General features: G+C 70.8%; 15 protein-coding genes. 14 read left to right on the top strand and 1 reads right to left on the bottom strand.

The features are described from left to right. The first annotated feature begins 69 nt into the window (after window positions 1–69). The 5 genes from ACLZOT_RS42275 (at window position 70) to ACLZOT_RS42255 (ending at window position 5,784) form a co-directional block, all read left to right on the top strand. Complete coding sequence (locus ACLZOT_RS42275) at window positions 70–1,413, top strand: DUF6716 putative glycosyltransferase (RefSeq protein WP_416974538.1); 1,344 nt, start codon at window positions 70–72, stop codon at window positions 1,411–1,413. Between the two features lie 203 nt (window positions 1,414–1,616). Next, entirely contained in the window at window positions 1,617–2,837 is a 1,221-nt protein-coding gene (locus ACLZOT_RS42270) for a cytidylyltransferase domain-containing protein (protein ID WP_416974537.1), read from the top strand. A gap of 14 nt (window positions 2,838–2,851) precedes the next feature. Continuing rightward, window positions 2,852–3,790 carry an N-acetylneuraminate synthase family protein gene (locus ACLZOT_RS42265; protein WP_416974536.1) on the top strand — a complete coding sequence of 313 codons (939 nt, stop codon included), beginning with the start codon at window positions 2,852–2,854 and terminating at the stop codon, window positions 3,788–3,790. 44 nt (window positions 3,791–3,834) lie between these two features. Then, entirely contained in the window at window positions 3,835–5,133 is a 1,299-nt protein-coding gene (locus ACLZOT_RS42260; RefSeq protein WP_416974535.1) for a hypothetical protein, read from the top strand. Between the two features lie 138 nt (window positions 5,134–5,271). Further along, window positions 5,272–5,784, top strand: coding sequence for a MarR family winged helix-turn-helix transcriptional regulator (locus tag ACLZOT_RS42255; RefSeq protein WP_416974534.1), 513 nt, complete (start codon window positions 5,272–5,274; stop codon window positions 5,782–5,784). Between the two features lie 48 nt (window positions 5,785–5,832). On the opposite strand, the gene ACLZOT_RS42250 is transcribed toward ACLZOT_RS42255, so the two are convergent. Continuing rightward, complete coding sequence (locus ACLZOT_RS42250; RefSeq protein WP_416974533.1) at window positions 5,833–6,483, bottom strand: class I SAM-dependent DNA methyltransferase; 651 nt, start codon at window positions 6,481–6,483, stop codon at window positions 5,833–5,835. A 98-nt stretch (window positions 6,484–6,581) separates the two neighbouring features. On the opposite strand from ACLZOT_RS42250, the gene ACLZOT_RS42245 reads away from it, so the two are divergent. The 9 genes from ACLZOT_RS42245 (at window position 6,582) to ACLZOT_RS42205 (ending at window position 17,967) form a co-directional block, all read left to right on the top strand. Then, window positions 6,582–7,460 (top strand): helix-turn-helix domain-containing protein, encoded by an 879-nt coding sequence (locus ACLZOT_RS42245; RefSeq protein ID WP_416974532.1) that lies wholly within the window; start codon window positions 6,582–6,584, stop codon window positions 7,458–7,460. Next, window positions 7,457–9,094: an MFS transporter gene (locus tag ACLZOT_RS42240; RefSeq protein ID WP_416974531.1), complete on the top strand. Its 1,638-nt coding sequence runs from the start codon at window positions 7,457–7,459 to the stop codon at window positions 9,092–9,094. The genes ACLZOT_RS42245 and ACLZOT_RS42240 overlap by 4 nt, the downstream gene beginning before the upstream one ends. A 205-nt stretch (window positions 9,095–9,299) precedes the next feature. After that, the gene (locus ACLZOT_RS42235) at window positions 9,300–10,652 is read left to right on the top strand and encodes an amidohydrolase (RefSeq protein ID WP_416974530.1); all 1,353 of its coding nucleotides are present in this window, start codon (window positions 9,300–9,302) and stop codon (window positions 10,650–10,652) included. A 272-nt stretch (window positions 10,653–10,924) separates the two neighbouring features. After that, window positions 10,925–12,004, top strand: coding sequence for a BMP family lipoprotein (locus ACLZOT_RS42230; protein WP_416974529.1), 1,080 nt, complete (start codon window positions 10,925–10,927; stop codon window positions 12,002–12,004). 190 nt (window positions 12,005–12,194) lie between these two features. Beyond that, window positions 12,195–13,250, top strand: coding sequence for a BMP family lipoprotein (locus ACLZOT_RS42225; RefSeq protein ID WP_416974528.1), 1,056 nt, complete (start codon window positions 12,195–12,197; stop codon window positions 13,248–13,250). A 235-nt stretch (window positions 13,251–13,485) separates the two neighbouring features. After that, window positions 13,486–15,201, top strand: a complete 1,716-nt coding sequence (locus tag ACLZOT_RS42220) for an ABC transporter ATP-binding protein (protein WP_416974610.1) — start codon at window positions 13,486–13,488, stop codon at window positions 15,199–15,201. Continuing rightward, entirely contained in the window at window positions 15,198–16,319 is a 1,122-nt protein-coding gene (locus ACLZOT_RS42215; RefSeq protein ID WP_416974527.1) for an ABC transporter permease, read from the top strand. Before ACLZOT_RS42220 ends, ACLZOT_RS42215 begins: the two co-directional genes overlap by 4 nt. Continuing rightward, window positions 16,319–17,581 carry an ABC transporter permease gene (locus ACLZOT_RS42210; RefSeq protein ID WP_416974526.1) on the top strand — a complete coding sequence of 421 codons (1,263 nt, stop codon included), beginning with the start codon at window positions 16,319–16,321 and terminating at the stop codon, window positions 17,579–17,581. Before ACLZOT_RS42215 ends, ACLZOT_RS42210 begins: the two co-directional genes overlap by 1 nt. After that, window positions 17,578–17,967 carry a cytidine deaminase gene (locus tag ACLZOT_RS42205; RefSeq protein WP_416974525.1) on the top strand — a complete coding sequence of 130 codons (390 nt, stop codon included), beginning with the start codon at window positions 17,578–17,580 and terminating at the stop codon, window positions 17,965–17,967. Before ACLZOT_RS42210 ends, ACLZOT_RS42205 begins: the two co-directional genes overlap by 4 nt. Window positions 17,968–18,017: the final 50 nt, after the last annotated feature.

Below are 18,017 nucleotides of genomic sequence, written 5' to 3'. Positions count from 1 at the left end.
GTGATTCCACGGGCCAGTTGGCCGCTCGGTAGGTTGCTGTTCACTTTTTGTTGATTCTTGGTTTTCGTGATGCCGGAATTTGCCTCACTAGTGTCTCGTGCTGTGCCACCACGTACTTCGACACCCCTCAGGATCGCCGTCCTCGCGGACTCCGACACCCGCTGGAAATGGGGAGCACGCACCGCCCGGCGCATCGCTCCCGACAGCGGCCGGGAATCCATTCTGGACGGTTATCTGCTGCGCGGACGCGCGACCCCCACACCCCGGCAGCTCGCCGAGGTGGGGATCGCCGCGGACTCGCTGCGCGAGGTCACGGCCGTCGAGTTCCTGCGCGCGATGGGGGACGGGTCCTACGACGTCCTCGTCCTGTCGCTCGTCGGCGGTGGCGTGCAGGCCATGCTCCACGGCCTCAAGCGCGCCTGGGAGGACGGGCCCCGCCCGGTCGTCGTCACCGGGTACGTCGGCGTCGTCTACGAGAAGCTCGCCGACGGCCTCCTCCTGCGCCACGGAGCGGACCTCGTCCTCGCCAACTCCCGCCAGGACGCGGACCGTTTCAAGGCCGTGTACGACGGTGTCGGCGCCGACTCCTCGGCGGTGACCGAAGTCGCCCTGCCGTTCCTGGGGGGCGAGCCGTACACGGGTGAACACGAGCCGTACACCGTGGTGTTCGCCGCGCAGCCCTCCGTGCCGGAGAGCCGCAAGGACCGCACCTACCTGCTGGAGAGGCTCGTCCGGCACGCCCGCCTGCACCCGAACCGCGAGGTGCTGCTCAAGCTGCGCTCCAAGCCGGGTGAACACACCACCCACATCGAGGAGTTGCCCTACCAGAAGCTCGCCCAGAGCAGGGACCTGCCGGCCAACTTCCGTCTGGTGTACGGCAACATGGGCGAGGTCCTCGACCGCACCGACCTGCTGGTCACGATCAGCTCGACGGCCGCGCTCGAATCCCTGCACCGGCGGGTCCCGACCGTCGTCCTCACCGACCTCGGCATCCGGGAATCCCTCGGCAACCACCACTTCGTCGGCTCCGGGTGCCTGGCCTCCTGGGAGCAACTCGACGCCGGGCACCGGCCGGTGGCGGACGAGGAGTGGGTGTCCCGGCAGGGCGTCTGCGCCGACGGTTCCTATGGGACCGCCTTCGACGCCGCCCGCGAGCGGATCACGAAGCTGCTCGACCGGCCTCAGCTCCCGCCGCTCCAGCCGTACTACACGCGGGCCACCGCCCCCGGCTACCTCCCCGGCATCCTCGCCCGCCACCACCTCGGCCCCGACGGCTCGCCCCTGCCAGGTGCGCCGGCCGCCGACAGGACCCCCGGACCCGTACGGCAGATCGTGCGGCGGGCCGCGCGGGGTGCCTACCGGCACGGGGTGCAGCGGGTGGCGCCGGTGATCCGGCGGATGGGGGAGCTGTGAGCGGGGCGCCTTCGGCGAACGAGCCGGCCATGGAGGGCGAGGCCGCTGCCCGGGACCGGCTCGGCGCGGGCACGGGCCGGCCGGCGGTTGCCTCTGCCTCGGGCGCGGGCCGCCGTCCGGCCGGTGCGCCCGCCGCGAGCGGCCTTCCCGCGACACCCACCGGGTCCCCGGTGCCCCCAGATTCCCCACAAGGAGTTCACTCCATGTCCAACTCGCAAGCAGTACAAGGCGGTTCACCTCGCCGGGTGCTTGCCGTGATTCCCGCGCGGGGCGGCTCCAAGGGGGTTCCCGCGAAGAACCTCGCGCCGGTCGGGGGTGTGCCGCTGGTGGCGAGAGCCGTGCGGGAGTGTCTGGCCGCGCGGCTGGTCACCGATGTCGTCGTCTCCACCGACGACCACGGCATCGCCGCCGCCGCCCGCGAGGCCGGCGCCGAGGTCGTGCTGCGGCCCGCCGTCATCGCCGGGGACACCGCGACCTCCGAGGCGGCCGTCCTGCACGCGATGGACGCGCACGAGGCGGCGCACGGTGCGCCCGTCGACGTCGTGCTGCTCGTGCAGTGCACCAGCCCGTTCGTGATCCGCGAGGACGTCGAGGGGGTCGCCGCCGCCGTCGTCGAGAAGGGCGCCGACACCGCCGTGACCGTCGCCTCCTTCCACGGATTCGTGTGGCGGGAGGAGACCGAGGGCGGGCAGGGCGTCAACCACGACAAGGCGTACCGGCCGCGCCGCCAGGACCGGCCGCAGGACTTCCTGGAGACCGGCGCCGCGTACGCGATGGACGCGGCCGGGTTCCGCAGCCACAACCACCGCTTCTTCGGCCGCACCGAACTCGTCCGCACCGACCCCGCACGGGTGTTGGAGATCGACGACCCCCACGACCTCGCGCGCGCACGGGCGTTGGCGCCCCTCTTCGACTCCGAACGCGCGGGCGGCCTGCCGACCGGCGCCGAAGTCGACGCCGTCGTCATCGACTTCGACGGGACGCAGACCGACGACCGGGTCATGATCGACCAGGACGGCCGCGAGTTCGTCTCCGTCCACCGCGGCGACGGGCTCGGCATCGCCGCCCTGCGCCGCAGCGGCAAGAAGCTCCTCATCCTCTCCACCGAGCAGAACCCGGTCGTCGCCGCCCGGGCCCGCAAGCTCAGGATCCCCGTCCTGCACGGCATCGACCGCAAGGACCTCGCGCTCAAGCAGTGGTGCGAGGACCAGGGCATCGCGCCCGAGCGCGTCCTCTACGCCGGCAACGACGTCAACGACCTTCCCTGCTTCGCCCTCGTCGGCTGGCCGGTGGCTGTCGCCAGCGCCCACGACGTCGTCCGGGGCGCCGCCCGCGCGGTCACCGCCACAGCCGGCGGTGACGGAGCGATCCGCGAGATCGCCGGCTGGCTCCTCGGACCCTCGCTCGACACCCTCACCCAGTAAGGAAACACCCCGCCATGAGCACCAACTCCCGTATCCGCAGCTTCGGTTCGCGCGAGGCCGGCGCCGGTCGCCCCGTCTACATCTGCGGCGAGATCGGCATCAACCACAACGGTGACCTCGACAACGCGTTCAAGCTGATCGACGCCGCCGCCGAAGCCGGCTGCGACGCCGTCAAGTTCCAGAAGCGCACGCCCGAGATCTGCACGCCGCGCGACCAGTGGGACATCGAGCGGGACACCCCCTGGGGCCGCATGACGTACATCGACTACCGCCACCGCGTCGAGTTCGGCGAGGACGAGTACCGCCAGATCGACGCGTACTGCAAGGAGAAGGGGATCGCCTGGTTCGCGTCCCCGTGGGACACCGAGGCCGTCGCCTTCCTGGAGAAGTTCGACGTCCCCGCGCACAAGGTCGCGAGCGCCTCGCTGACGGACGACGAGCTGCTGCGCGCGCTGCGCGCCACCGGCCGTACGGTCATCCTCTCCACCGGCATGTCCTCCCCGAAGCAGATCCGGCACGCCGTCGAGGTCCTCGGCTCCGACAACATCCTGCTCTGCCACGCCACTTCGACCTACCCGGCGAAGGCGCAGGAGCTGAACCTGCGCGTCATCAACACCCTCCAGGCCGAGTACCCCAACGTCCCGATCGGCTACTCCGGCCACGAGACGGGCCTGCAGACCACGCTGGCCGCCGTCGCCCTCGGCGCGACCTTCGTCGAGCGCCACATCACCCTCGACCGCGCGATGTGGGGCTCCGACCAGGCCGCCTCCGTCGAGCCCGGCGGCCTCGCGCGCCTCGTCCGCGACATCCGCACCATCGAGGAGTCCCTCGGCGACGGCGTCAAGAAGGTCTACGAGTCCGAGCTCGGCCCCATGAAGAAGCTCCGCCGTGTCGCCGGCGTCGTCGCCGAGGCCGAGATCGCGGACGCCGCGGGCGAGCCGCTCACCGTCTGAACCCTGTGCCCCGCTACGCCTTACGACGGGATGGCCGTACGAGGATGAGCCCTCACGCCGAGATGCCCACGACGCTCGCGTTCGTCGAGAGTCCGGTGCAGTTGCTCAATGTCCTGGAGTGGGCGTACGCCCGTGGGCTGGGACCGGACGGTACGCCGGACCCGGACCGCGCGCCCGGCGCTGAAGAGGTGCCGGGGGCGCGGGCCGGGGTGGGCAACTCGGCTGGGACCGGCGGTGGTTCGCAGGCCGGGGTGCGCAACTCCGCGGGGCCCAGTGGTAGTTCAGGAGCCAGGTCCGGTAACTCGGCTGGGATGCGCGGTAGTTCGGGCGCCGGGACCGGTGACTCAGCCGGAATGCGCGGTCGGTCGGGAGCCGGGGCGGTATCGGGGCTCGTGCTCGTCGTGCTGGCTCCCAACGACCCCATGACCCGGGGGCAGTTGCGGCGGATGGCCGAACTCGCGCGGGGGGACGGGCATGTGGTGCGGTGGGAGGAGGCGCGGGGCGGTACCGCGGCGCCCTTCCGGACCGTCGGGGGGCTGTCGCGGTTGCTGCGCGGTGCCGGGCGTGTCGTGATGGGGGATCCGTTCTCCCGGTACGTGCAGCTGCTGCTGACCATCACCAAGGCGTCCGAACTCGTCGTCGTCGACGACGGGACCGCGACCATGGAGTTCGTGGGTCAACTCGCGCGCGGGGAACGGCTCGTGCGGTGGCACCGCAAGGGGGGCCGGCCCGGTCCGCGAGACCTCGTCTTCGCGCCCGTCTCCTCGTCCGCGCGGCGCCGGCTCACCCCCACCGCGCGGCGGCACGTCGAGGTGTTCTCGGCGATGCCCATCGAGGACGCGCCGAAGGACGTACGGCTCACGGAGAACACGTTCGCCTGGACCCGCGAGCGGTTCGGGCCGCCGTCCGTCACCAAGGGGGCGGACATGGTCGGAACCTCCCTGGTGGAGACGGGAGTTGTCGACGAGGAACGGTATCTGGAGGCCGTCCACCGACTCGCCGGGACCCATGGGGTGACCCGGTACTTCGCGCACCGCCGCGAGTCCACGGAGAAACTCCACCGGCTCCACGCCCGGACCGGTCTGGAGATCGTCCGGCCCGAACTCCCCCTCGAACTCATCGCCCGGCGGGGGCCCATCGGGCGTACGATCCTGAGCTTTCCCTCAACTGTCGTGCACACCCTGCCGATCGCTCTCGCCGGGACCGGGGTCCGGGTCACCGTCTGCGACATCGACCCCGCGTGGCTGACGACCGGCGCGTCTCCCCGGGCGCAGGGGTTCCTCTCCGGGGTGACGGGGACGGCGCGGGACGTGCATCGGCTGGCGTCGGTGAGCATGGCCTGACCGGGCGCCGTGGGGTTGTGCATCGGCGGCCTTGCTGTGGATGCTGCGGCCAGGGATGTTCGTCGCGGCATGGGGCAGGAGCGCGCATGGCTGAGAACTCGCCGGTCAGAGGTGTGGTGAGGGGTGTGGTGAGAGACCGTGACTGACTCCTCCGTACGGTCCGACGACCTCGTGTCCGTCGTGATGGCCGCGTCCCGGCTGGTCATGGAGATGTCCGCGCGGGCGCTCGCCGAGGTCGACGAGTCCCTGTCGCTGGCCCAGTTGCGGACACTCGTCGCGCTGGAAGGGTGCGGGCCCGTCAAACTGGCCGTCCTCGCCGAGGTGTTGGGCGTGAACTCGTCCACCGCGCTGCGGTCCGTCATGCGGCTGGAACAGGTCGGGCTCGTCGACCGGCGGGCCAGCGAGGTCAGCCGGCGCGAGGTCGTCCTCCGGCTGACCGGGCGCGGGGAGGAACTCGTACGGCAGGTGCTGGACCATCGCCGCCGCGAGATCGAGAAACTCGTCGACGGCGTACCGCCCCGGGCACGGGCCGGGCTGGTGGAGGGGCTGCGGGCACTGCTGGAGACGGCGGGGGACCGGTCGATCGCGATGCCGGGGGCGGCGGAGGAGTTCGGGGGGCGGGGGAGCGAGGTGGGGAGGACGGGGGCGTAGCCCATCCCCGGTTCCGGGAGGGGGCGCAGCCCGCCCCCTCCCCCCGCCCTACCTCTTCCGTGCCAGCAGGAACGCCCTCGGTCTGTTCGCGCCCTCCGGTGGTTGCAGGACGCAGTGTGCCTCCACCAAGAGGCCCGCCTCGGTGAGGAGTTCGGCGACGCGGGTCGGGTCGTGCCAGTGGTAGTCGAGGGTGATGTCGTGGCCGAAGCGTTCGGTGAGGCGCAGGCGGGTGGTGGCCGGGTCCGTCTGGAAGCAGAGGAGGGCGTAGCCGCCGGGGACCAGGACGCGGCTGAACTCCTCGCAGAGTGCGGGGAGTTCGGACTCGGGGACGTGGATGACCGAGAAGAGGGAGAAGATGCCGCCGAGGGTCTGGTCCGGCAGGTCCAGCGCGGTCATCGAGCCGACGTGGAAGCGGAGTCCGGGGTGCGACTGGCGGGCCAGCGCGACCATGCGGGGGGAGAGGTCGACGCCGAAGACCTGGAGGCCGAGGTCGCGGAGGTGGGCCGTCACGTGTCCCGGTCCGCTGCCGAGGTCGGCGACGGGTTCGGGGCCTCTCGCCCGGACGAGTTCCGCGAAGGCGGCCACGAGTCCGCGGTCCACGGGCCGGTCGCCGAGGCCGCTGGGGAACTGCTCCGTGTAGTCCTCGGCGATCTTGTCGTACGAGTCCCGAGTGTTGCGTATGAAGTCCGCGTCCGTCACGAGGGGACCCTATCCGCCGGAGTCGGCCGGCAGGTTTCCCGAAGAAGTTTTCCAAAAACTATTTGGCAAACTTCGGGCGGGCGGCTAACGTCCCTCCCATGGACAGTGACGACGATCGGCAGCGCGTCCTCGATCCGGCCCGCGACGCCGCCGCGCTCAAGGCCCTCACCCACCCTCTGCGCATCCGGCTCCTCGGCCTGCTGCGGGAGCTCGGACCATCCACGGCGAGCGAGCTGGCCGTGCGGACGGGGGAGTCCTCCGCGTCGGCCAGCTATCACCTGCGGGTGCTCGCGAAGTACGCGTTCATCGCGGAGGCCGAGCACCGGGACGGCCGCGAGCGGCGCTGGCGGGCCGTCCACCTCGTCACCTCCTGGGACAACGCGGTGATGGAACAGGACCCCGCCGGGCAGGCGTTCGTCGGAATGGCCCGCCGTCTCCAGGCCGAACACCTCGCGGCGGCGGCCCGCCGGTACGAGAACGACGTCACGGTGGGACTCCTGGGCCCCGAATGGATCGCGGCCGCGGGCATCTCGGACGCCCTGCCCCGCCTCACCCCCGAATCCCTCGCGGAACTCACGGACCTCTTCGACACAAAGGTCGAGGAACTCCGCCGCCGAGACGAAGCCGACCCCCGAGCCCGCCAGGTCGTCCTGGTCCTCGCGGGCCTGCCACGCGGTGACGCGGACGCCGAGGGGGAGGGGGCGGGCCTTGAGGGGGACGCGGACCTCTCCGGGGACGGCACGGATCCCGCCCCGGACGGCGTGGGCCTTGCCGGCGAGGGCGTGGGCCCTGCCCGGGAGGGCGCGGGCTTTGCCGGGGGCGACGTGGGCCTTGCCGGCGAGGGCGCGACCCTTGCCCGGGGCAGTGAGGGCCCTGCTCGGGAGGGCGGGGGCTCTGCCCGGCGCGGCACGGACCCCGTCCGCGACAGCGCGGCCCCCGCCCCGGACAGTGCGCCCCTCTCCCAGGACGCCACGTGACCTTCCGCCGCCGCTACGTCGTCAACACCGCCCTCTTCTGGCTCCCCGTCGGCCTGGGCATCGCCCCCCTCGTGCTGCTTCTCGCCGAGCGTGGGCTCACCCCCGGCACCGTCGCGGGTGTCGTCGCCGTGCACTCCTTCACCGCCGCCGCTCTGGAGCTGCCGACCGGCGGGCTCTCCGACGTCGTCGGGCGCCGGGGTGTCCTGGCCGCCGCCGGTCTCCTGATGTGCGCCGCGTTCCTGCTGATCGCCCTCGGCGGTACGGCCGTGGTCCTCGGCATCGGCACCGGCCTGCTCGGCGCCGCGCGGGCCCTGTCCAGTGGCCCCGCAGAAGCCTGGTACGTCGACTCCGTACGCGCCTCGGAGGGGCCCGCCGCCGACCTCCGTACGGGCCTCGCGCGCGGCGCGACCGCGTCGTCCGTGGCGCTGGCCGTGGGGACGGTCGCCGGGGGAGCGCTGCCGTGGCTGCTCGGCGGGTACGCGGACGACCTGCGCGGGGCGACCGGGGGTACGGTCCTCCCCTTGTCGACACCGATGCTGCTCGCGGCGCTGTCCGCACTGGGATACACGGCCCACTCACTCCTCGCCCTCCACGAAACTCCCCACCGGAGGCAGCCCCTCGACGCGGCTCACCCCGCCCCGCACCCGCTCCTCGACGCCGCCGACCCTGAACCCCGCTCGCTTTCCGACGCCGCTCGTCCTGATCTCCGCCCGCCCCTCGACGGCACCCGCCCTGATTCCCGCTCGCTCCTCGACACCGCTCACCCCGCCCCGCACCCGCTCCTCGACGCCGCCGCCCCTGAACCCCGCTCGCTTTCCGACGCCCCCCGCCCCGATCCCCACCCGCCTCTCGACCCTGCTCCCCCCGCCCCTCACCCGCTTTCCGACGCCGCTCGCCCCGACCCCCGCCCGCCTCTCGACGGCGCCTCGCGCGAGCAGCCCAGTGGGCCCTGCCCGCCCCTCGACGGCACCCCGCGCAAATCCCCCACCCTCCGCGCCATCCCCGCCACCATCCTCGGCGGCCTCCGTCTAGCCGCGCAGGACGCCATCGTCCGACGTGTCCTGCTCAGTGCCGCCGCCGCAGGCAGTGCGCTGGCCGTTGTCGAGTTGCTCGTGCCGGGGCGGGTCGCCGGGGTCACCGGTGGGGCCGAGTCCGGGGCGGTGGGGTATGCCGGGCTTGCGACCGTCGGGTTTCTCTGTTCGGCCGGGGGGAGTCAGCTCGCGGCGTTGGTGGGGGGTGGGCGGCGGGGCGTGGTGGTGGGGACGGGGGTGCTGGCCGGGGCGCTCGCGTTGCTGGCGCTCGGTGGGGATGCCGTCGCGGTCGTCGGGTACGGGGCTTTCTACGTCACTCTCGGTGTTCTCGGCCCCGGCCTGAACGAGCTGCTGCACCACCGCGTCCCCGACGACCGGCGAGCCACCGCCCTGTCCGTCCAGTCGCTGTCTCTGCAACTCGCCGCCGGAGTAACGGGGTTGATCATCGGACCGTTCGCCACGGCCGGCGCGCTGCCGTGGCTGCTGCCCATCGGGGCCGTTCTCGCGGTGGCCCTGCTCTGGGCCCTGCCGCCACGCAAAGTAACTGCGCAGCAACCGGTTTCACCAGTTGGACAGGCCCAGCGCGCGATCGATCTCCCGTGATAAGGGTGGTGGTCCGGGGAACCCCCGGACGGGTTTGCGGATCGCTCCTCGCGGTACCCCTTCGCACGAGCGGGCGAGTTTACCCATCCGCCCTGCCAGCCATGCGCCGCGCGGCCACTTTTCTTCGCCTGACGGGCTGAAGTTTTCTGGTTCGCGGGTCAGTTGACCACCTCGGCGTCCTACCCTTCAGAGGGTGAAGCAACTGATGTCCCGAGAGTCCGAGGCCGACCCCGCCGGAGAACCCCAGCTCCCCGGCGTCCTTCCGGAGGCCCTGTTCGCCGAGCTCGTCGCCTTCCGCCGCGACGTCCACATGCACCCCGAACTCGGCAACCAGGAGTTCCGCACGACGGCCGCGATCAAGTCCCGCCTGGAGAAGGCGGGCCTGAAGCCGCGTGTCCTGTCGGGAGGCACCGGACTCGTATGCGACATCGGCGTGGAAGAGAACACGCCGGGTGACAGAACGGAGTCGGGAACGGCCCCCGGCACGAAGGCTTCCCCCGCCGCCACCGCGAAGGCACCCGGCGTGAAGGCTTCCCCCACCGCCACCCCGACCGCCCCCGGCGTCACACCCCCCGGCATCTTCGCCCTCCGCGCCGACATCGACGCCCTCCCCATCCCCGACACCAAATCCACCTGCGCCTACAGATCCACCGTCCCCGACCGGGCCCACGCCTGCGGCCACGACGTCCACACGACCGTCGTCCTCGGCGCCGGCCTGGTGCTGGCGGAGCTGCACAAGCAGGGCCGCCTCCCCCGCCCCGTGCGCCTGATCTTCCAGCCGGCGGAGGAGATCCTCCCCGGCGGCGCGGCGGACGCGATCGAGGACGGCGTCCTGGAGGGCGTCGGAAGGATCGTCGCCGTGCACTGCGACCCGAGGGTCGACGCGGGCAGGATCGGCATCAGGGAGGGCGCGATCACCTCGGCCTGCGACCGCCTGGAGATCGCCCTGGACGGCCCGGGCGGCCACACCGCGCGCCCCCACCTCACGACGGACCTGGTCACGGCGGCGGCCCGCGTCGTCACGGACGTACCCGCCCTGGTCGGACGGCGTGTCGACACGCGCGCGGGGCTCGCGGTGACCTGGGGCCGGATCGAGTGCGGCCACGCCCCGAACGTGATCCCGCAGCACGCGGAGCTCTCGGGCACGGTCCGCTGCCTGGACATCGAGGCATGGCGGGCGGCCCCGGACATCGTCGTCGCGGCGATCGACGAGGTCGCGAACATGCACCACGCGAAGTCGGAGATCACGTACGTCCGAGGCGTCCCCCCGGTCGTCAACGACCCCGAGGTCACCGGCCTGTTGAGGGACGCGATGACCGCGCGGCGCGGCGCGGCCTCGGTGGAGGGCACCGAACAGAGCCTGGGCGGTGAGGACTTCTCCTGGTACCTGGAGCAAGTCCCGGGCGCGATGGCCAGGTTGGGCGTGCGGACCCCGGGTGAGCGGACCGTGCGCGACCTGCACCAGGGCAACTTCGACGCGGACGAGCACGCGATCACCGTAGGCGTGGAGCTGTTCACCGCCGCCGCCCTGCTGGACGCGGCGACGAGGACGGCGTAACGCCGGCCCCAGGGGCGCGTGCCGGTATATCCGGAACGCGCCCCTTCGTCGTATTGCGTCACCCTCGTGTAACCCCTGGTGCCCGGCCGTAACGCGCCACCGGCACGAATCGATAACGGCCGGGAGAAACCCTGTTCCCCTGCCCTTCTACGCGCGTTACGGTGCCCGAAATCGCCACCGAGAACGGCTTGTTGGGGGAGCCTTCGAGGAGGGCTCCGCCATGGGGAAAACGGGCCGGTCACGGTGCCGTGGGGAAGTAAAGGGTGTGTGCCATGCGTCAGTTGTCCAGGAGTGTGAGAGTCGCCGCCGCGGTCGCGGTCGTCGGGCTCGCCGCGGCCGGCTGTGGTGAGTCGAGCAGCAGCGCCGGGTCCAAGCCATCGTCGTCCGGGTCCAGCGGGTCGAGCGGCTACTCCGGCAAGGGGATCGGCCTCGCGTACGACATCGGCGGCAAGGGCGACCAGTCCTTCAACGACGCCGCGTACGCCGGTATGGAGAAGGCCATGGCCGAGTTCAAGATCCCCGGCCGGGACGTCGAACCGCAGGACGGCGAGTCGGACGCGGACAAGGTCCAGCGCCTCACCCAGCTCGCGCAGGCCGGCTACAACCCGGTCATCGGGGTCGGCTTCGTCTACGCGCCCGCCGTCAAGGAGGTCGCCGCGAAGTTCCCGAAGGTCACCTTCGGCATCATCGACGACGAGACCGTCCAGGGCGCCAACGTCGCCGACATGGTCTTCCACGAGGAGCAGGGCTCCTACCTCGCGGGCGTCGCCGCGGCCAAGGCCACGAAGAAGAAGCACGTCGGCTTCATCGGCGGCGTGAACATCCCGCTGATCCAGAAGTTCGAGGCGGGCTTCGTCCAGGGCGTGCAGTCCGTCGACAAGACCATCAAGATCGAGTCGCAGTACCTGACGGAGACCCCCGCCGAGGGCGGCTTCTCCAGCCCCGACAAGGGCAAGGCGGGGGCGAGCGGCCAGATCGACGCGGGCGCGGACGTCGTCTACGGCGCGGCCGGCCTGTCCAACCAGGGCATCATCAGCGAGGCCGCCGCCAAGAAGGTGTGGGCGATCGGCGTCGACTCCGACCAGTACAGCCAGTCCGCGCTGAAGGCGTACAAGGACTACATCCTCGGCTCGGCGACGAAGAACGTCGGCGGCGCGGTGTACGACCTGGTCAAGTCGGTCGTGGACGGCAAGCCGCTGACCGGCGTGGTGCGCGGGTCGCTGTCGAACGACGGCGTCGGGTTCTCCGACACCAACCCGAAGTACAAGGCGATGACGGACGTCGTCGCGGCCGTGGACAAGGCCAAGAAGGACATCATCGACGGCAAGGTGACGGTCAAGACCACGAAGTGATCCTGGCTTTTCACCCGTACGCCCCTCGCGTGAAGCGAGGGGCGTATTGCTGTCCGTAATCTGAAACACGAATGTGGCCACAGGTCGGTAACGGAGCGGACAGAAGGGTTTTTCCTGCCGGTCTACGCGCGTTACGCTGCCGCGGAACCAGCGCCTGGTATAGGGCGCTTGCACAAAGGAGTCTCGCACCATGCGCCGGGTTTCCCGTCTCACCCTCGCGGGTGTCTGTACCGCAGCTCTCGCTGTGACCGTTTCCGCCTGCGGATCGTCGTCGACCTCGTCCTCGTCGTCGGCCGGTGAGAAGAAGAACCTGGGCCTCGCGCTCGCGTACGACGTCGGCGGCAAGGGCGACCAGTCCTTCAACGACGCCGCGACCGCCGGTCTGGAGAAGGCCGACAAGGAATTCGGCTACAAGTCCAACGCGGTCGAGCCGCAGGACGGCGAGTCCGACGCGGACAAGGTGCAGCGCCTGGAGAGCCTCGCCAAGCAGGGCTACAACCCGGTCATCGGCGTGGGCTACGCGTACGCGCCCGCCGTCAAGGACGTCGCCGCGAAGTACCCGAAGACCACCTTCGGCATCGTCGACGACAACACGATCAAGGCCGCGAACGTCGCCGACCTCGTCTTCCACGAGGAGCAGGCGTCCTACCTCGCGGGCGTCGCCGCCGCGAAGGCCACCAAGACCAAGACCGTCGGCTTCGTCGGCGGTGTGAACGTCCCGCTGATCCAGAAGTTCGAGGCGGGCTTCCGTCAGGGCGTCACGGACACGGACAAAAGCGTCAAGGTCAAGTCGCAGTACCTGACCGAGACCGCGGCCGAGGGCGGCTTCTCCAGCCCCGACAAGGGCGAGTCCGCCGCGGACGGCCAGATCGACGGTGGCGCGGACGTCATCTACGCCGCCGCCGGCCTCTCCGGCCAGGGCGTCATCAAGGCCGCCGCCGCGAAGAAGATCTGGGCGATCGGCGTCGACTCCGACCAGTACAACCAGAAGGCGCTGGCCGCGTACAAGGACTACATCCTCACCTCGGCCATGAAGAACGTCGAGGGCGCGGTGTACGACCTCGCGAAGTCCGTCCACGACGGCAAGCCGCAGTCCGGCGAGGTCCGCGGCTCCCTCTCCAACGGCGGGGTCTCCCTCTCCAACTCGAACCCGAAGTTCGCCGGCGACACGGCGATCCAGGACGCCGTGAAGAAGGCGGAAGAGGGCATCAAGGCGGGCACGATCAAGGTCAAGACGACGGCCTGACCCTGGGTCTCGGCTGTCGTAATGACACCGTTACCGCCAAGGAACGGGGTACGTGGAGGATCGCCTCTCCGTGCCCCGTTCGCGCGGCACAATGCTCGGAACGGATCGCGGCCGAAAACATCCGATCCGATCCGGGCTCTATTTAAAGTAGGGGCGCTACGCGCGTAGATGGCCCCTTTCTCAAGGAGAGTGCGCCATCGACGCGTCCAGCAGCCCTCCGCTCACCGCAGCGCCGATCGCGGTCGAGCTGGCGGGCATCACCAAACGCTTCCCCGGTGTCGTCGCCAACCACGACATCCACCTGACCGTCCGCACGGGCACCGTGCACGCCCTGGTCGGGGAGAACGGCGCCGGCAAGTCGACGCTGATGAAGATCCTCTACGGCATGCAGAAGCCGGACGAGGGCACGATCACCGTCGACGGCGAGCAGGTCGCCTTCGCGAGCCCCGGCGACGCCATCGCGCGCGGCATCGGCATGGTCCACCAGCACTTCATGCTGGCCGACAACCTGACGGTCCTGGAGAACGTCGTCCTCGGCAGCGAGAAGCTGTACGGGATCGGCGCCGGCGCCCGCAAGAAGATCAAGGAGATCTCCGACCGGTACGGCCTCGGGGTGCGCCCCGACGCCCTCGTCGAGGACCTCGGCGTCGCCGAACGCCAGCGCGTCGAGATCCTCAAGGTCCTCTTCCGCGGCGCCCGCACCCTCATCCTCGACGAGCCGACCGCCGTCCTCGTCCCCCAGGAGGTCGACGCCCTCTTCGGCAACCTCCGCGAGCTGAAGTCCGAGGGCCTCTCGGTCATCTTCATCAGCCACAAGCTCGGCGAGGTCCTCTCCGTCGCGGACGACATCACCGTCATCCGGCGCGGTACGACGGTCGGCACGGCGATCCCCTCCGAGACGACCCCCCGCCAGCTCGCCGAGCTGATGGTCGGCAGCGAACTCCCCACGCCGGAGACCTCCGAGTCGACGGTCACCGACCGCGCGGTCATCACGGTCGAGGACCTGACGGTGTACGCCGCCGGCGGCGCCTCCCTCGGCGTCGAGGGCCAGCCCGCGGCCGGCGAGGTCAAGAAGGTCCTGGACGGCGTCTCCTTCACCATCCACGCGGGCGAGGTCATGGGCATCGCCGGCGTCGAGGGCAACGGCCAGACCGAGCTGATCGACGCCCTGATCGGCACGAAGAACGCCGACTCCGGGACGATCGCCTTCCTCGGCGAGGACATCACGCCCTGGCCGACCCGCAAGCGCCGCGAGTCCGGCGTCGGCTACATCCCCGAGGACCGCCACCGCCAGGGCCTCCTCCTGGAGTCCCCCCTCTGGGAGAACCGCATCCTCGGCCACGTCACCGAGAAGCCCAACGCGAAGGGCTTCTGGCTCGACCCCAAGGGCGCCCAGGCCGACACCCGCCGGATCGTCGAGGAGTACGACGTCCGCACACCCGGCATCGACGTCACGGCCGCCTCCCTCTCCGGCGGCAACCAGCAGAAGCTGATCGTCGGCCGCGAGATGAGCCACGACCCGAAGTTCCTCATCGCCGCGCACCCGACGCGTGGCGTGGACGTCGGCGCGCAGGCCCAGATCTGGGACCGCATCCGGGAAGCGCGCCGGGAAGGACTGGCGGTGCTGCTGATCTCCGCCGACCTCGACGAGCTGATCGGCCTCTCCGACACGCTGCGGGTCATCTACGACGGCAAGCTGGTCGCGGACGCGGACCCGGCGACGATCACGCCGGAGGAGCTGGGGTCGGCGATGACCGGGGCGGCGAGCGGGCACCTGGAGCACACGGAGGAGGCCGAGGCCGACGCCGATGGGGCCCCCGTCGTCGTACAAGCCGATGATCAGACCGCCACCGAAGCCGCAGCCGAGGCCGAAGCAAAGGCCGAAGCAGAAGCCGAAGCCACCGAATCCGCCGAAGGCACCGGCACTGAAGGGGAGCGCGACGCCCGATGAAGAAGTTCGACAAGGAGCGCGTGCTCCTCGCGGTGGCCGGCCCGGTCATCGCGCTCGTCGCGGCGATCCTGCTGACCTCGGTCGTGCTGCTCGCCTCCGGCAAGAACCCGATCGAGCCGTACCGGCTGATGCTGGAGCAGATCCCCTACTCCGACATCCAGGTCCTGATCATCAACCAGGCGTCGATGTACTACATCGCGGCGCTGGCGGTGGCCCTCGGCTTCCGGATGAACCTGTTCAACATCGGCGTCGACGGCCAGTACCGCCTGGGCGCCCTGGTCACCGCGATCGTCGGCGCGCACGTCGCGCTCCCGGGGTTCCTCCAGATCCCGCTGCTGCTCCTGGTCGGCGCGCTGACCGGCGCGATGTGGGCGGGTATCGCGGGCGTCCTCAAGGTCACCCGGGGTGTCTCCGAGGTGGTCGCGACGATCATGCTGAACTCGATCGCGACCAGCCTCATCGGCTACCTCACCCTGCGCGACAACTTCGGCGTCCTCGTCGGTGACAACGTCACGACCGGCGTCATGAAGGACTCCGGCTGGATGCCCGGCATCAACCTCGGCGCGGACGTCGGCGAGATCTACGGCCTGGTCTTCCTCGCCGTCGCCCTCGGCATCGCGTACTGGGTCGTCCTCAACCGCACCCGCTTCGGCTTCGACCTGCGCGCGACCGGCGAGTCCGAGACGGCCGCCGCCGCGTCCGGCGTCGACGCGAAGCGGATGGTCGTCACCGCGATGCTGGTCTCCGGCGCCGTCGCCGGTATCTCCGGCCTGCCGCTCCTCCTCGGCGACGCGCACACCTACAGCCTGAGCTTCCCGGCGGGCCTCGGCTTCACCGCCATCGGCATCGCCCTCCTCGGCCGCAACAACCCCGGCGGCATCGCGCTCGCCGCGCTGCTGTGGGCCTTCCTCGACAAGGCGTCCCCCGCGCTCGACTACGCCATGCCGGTGGCGTACGAGAAGGAGATCGCCACGATCATGCAGGGCCTGATCGTCTTCGCCGTCGTCATCTCGTACGAGGCCGTACGGCAGTGGGGTCTGCGCCGCCAGCAGAAGCAGGTCGGCGCGCAGCTCGCCGCCGAAGCCGCTCAGAACGTCAAGAAGGAGGTGGCGGTCTGATGGCCACCGCGACCGTCGCCAAGCCCCAGGCGAAGCAGCCCGGCAAGGGCAGCCGCAAACTCTCCCTGCCCGTACTCCTGCTGATCATCGCGGGTGTGCTGGTCCTGACCTCGATCGTGCGCCTGATCTCCGGCGCCGACGGCATCACCTCCACCGGCCAGATGTCGACCGCCCTGCGGCTCGCCGTCCCGATCGGCCTCGCCGGGCTCGGCGGTCTGTGGGCCGAGCGCGCGGGCGTCGTCAACATCGGCCTCGAAGGCATGATGATCCTCGGCACCTGGTTCGGCGCCTGGGCCGGCTATCAGTGGGGTCCGTGGACGGGTGTCGTCTTCGGCATCCTCGGCGGCGCGATCGGCGCCGTCCTGCACGCCATCGCCACCGTCACCTTCAACGTCAACCACATCGTCTCCGGTGTGGCCCTGAACATCCTGGCCCTCGGCCTGACCCGCTACCTGTCGAAGTTCACGTTCGAGGACGCGCCGCAGGGCTCCTCCAAGCAGTCCCCGCCGATCGACTCGCTCGGCAACTTCGACATCCCGGGTCTGTCGAGCTGGCTGGAGACCCTGAACGACAAGCACTGGTTCCTGGTCTCCGACATCGCGGGTCTGGTCGGCGGTCTGGTGACGAACCTGTCCCCGCTGACCGTCGTCGCCGTCGCGCTCGTCCCGGCGACCTGGTGGGTGCTGTGGCGCACCGCGTTCGGGCTGCGTCTCCGCTCCTGCGGTGAGAACCCGGTGGCGGCCGAGTCCCTCGGTGTCAACGTCTACAAGTACAAGTACATCGCCGTCATCATCTCGGGTGGTTTCGCGGGGCTCGGCGGGGCGTTCCTGTCGATCGTCGCGTCCAACGTCTACCTCGACGGCCAGACCGCCGGGCGCGGCTACATCGGCCTCGCCGCCATGATCTTCGGCAACTGGATGCCGGGCGGCCTCGCCCTCGGCGCGGGCCTCTTCGGCTACACCGACAGCCTGAACCTGCGCGGCGGCACGACCAACGTCCACGCGCTGCTCCTGCTGCTCGCGCTGGTCCTGGTGGCGGCAGCGGCGTACCAGATCTGGAAGAAGAAGTACGTCTCGGCGGCTGTTTCGCTGGTGATCGCGGCCGTGATGTTCATCTGGTACGCCAACACGGACGAGGTCCCCCGCCAGCTCGTCACCGCCGCGCCCTACCTCGTCACCCTCCTCGTCCTCTCCTTCTCCGCGCAGCGCCTGCGCATGCCGAAGGCGGACGGGCTGCCGTACCGGAAGGGGCAGGGCAAGTGACCGTCGACTGGTCTTCGCTGAGGTCGGTCGCGCACGAGGCGATGACCCGCGCGTACGCGCCGTACTCGGGCTACCCCGTCGGCGTGGCCGCGCTGGTCGACGACGGCCGCACGGTCTCCGGATGCAACGTCGAGAACGCGTCCTACGGCATCGGCCTGTGCGCGGAGTGCGGGCTCGTGTCCGAACTGCACCGCACGGGCGGCGGCCGGCTGACCCACTTCACCTGCGTCGACGGCAACGGCGACATCCTGGTGCCCTGCGGACGCTGCCGCCAGCTCCTGTACGAGCACGGCGGGCCCGACCTCGTGATGGAAACCCCCGAGGGGATCCTGACCCTCGCCGAGATGCTCCCCCAGGCCTTCGGGCCGGGGCACCTCACCAAGTAACTCCTGTGCGGCCCCCCTTGCTCGGTCCGGGGGGCCGCATTCTTCGGAAG

The sequence above is a fragment of the Streptomyces sp. 4F14 genome (genome assembly GCF_048159485.1).
Lineage (GTDB): Bacteria > Actinomycetota > Actinomycetes > Streptomycetales > Streptomycetaceae > Streptomyces.
The sequence above is the reverse complement of the archived record's forward strand: the minus strand, read 5'-3'. Positions and strand labels throughout refer to the sequence as shown.

Coding starts and splice junctions, on each gene's coding strand:
- ACLZOT_RS42260 (WP_416974535.1), top strand. CDS start 3,835: ATGAGCCCTCACGCCGAGATGCCCACGACGCTCGCGTTCGTCGAGAGT.
- ACLZOT_RS42215 (WP_416974527.1), top strand. CDS start 15,198: ATGAAGAAGTTCGACAAGGAGCGCGTGCTCCTCGCGGTGGCCGGCCCG.
- ACLZOT_RS42210 (WP_416974526.1), top strand. CDS start 16,319: ATGGCCACCGCGACCGTCGCCAAGCCCCAGGCGAAGCAGCCCGGCAAG.
- ACLZOT_RS42270 (WP_416974537.1), top strand. CDS start 1,617: ATGTCCAACTCGCAAGCAGTACAAGGCGGTTCACCTCGCCGGGTGCTT.
- ACLZOT_RS42275 (WP_416974538.1), top strand. CDS start 70: ATGCCGGAATTTGCCTCACTAGTGTCTCGTGCTGTGCCACCACGTACT.
- ACLZOT_RS42235 (WP_416974530.1), top strand. CDS start 9,300: ATGTCCCGAGAGTCCGAGGCCGACCCCGCCGGAGAACCCCAGCTCCCC.
- ACLZOT_RS42230 (WP_416974529.1), top strand. CDS start 10,925: ATGCGTCAGTTGTCCAGGAGTGTGAGAGTCGCCGCCGCGGTCGCGGTC.
- ACLZOT_RS42225 (WP_416974528.1), top strand. CDS start 12,195: ATGCGCCGGGTTTCCCGTCTCACCCTCGCGGGTGTCTGTACCGCAGCT.
- ACLZOT_RS42245 (WP_416974532.1), top strand. CDS start 6,582: ATGGACAGTGACGACGATCGGCAGCGCGTCCTCGATCCGGCCCGCGAC.
- ACLZOT_RS42265 (WP_416974536.1), top strand. CDS start 2,852: ATGAGCACCAACTCCCGTATCCGCAGCTTCGGTTCGCGCGAGGCCGGC.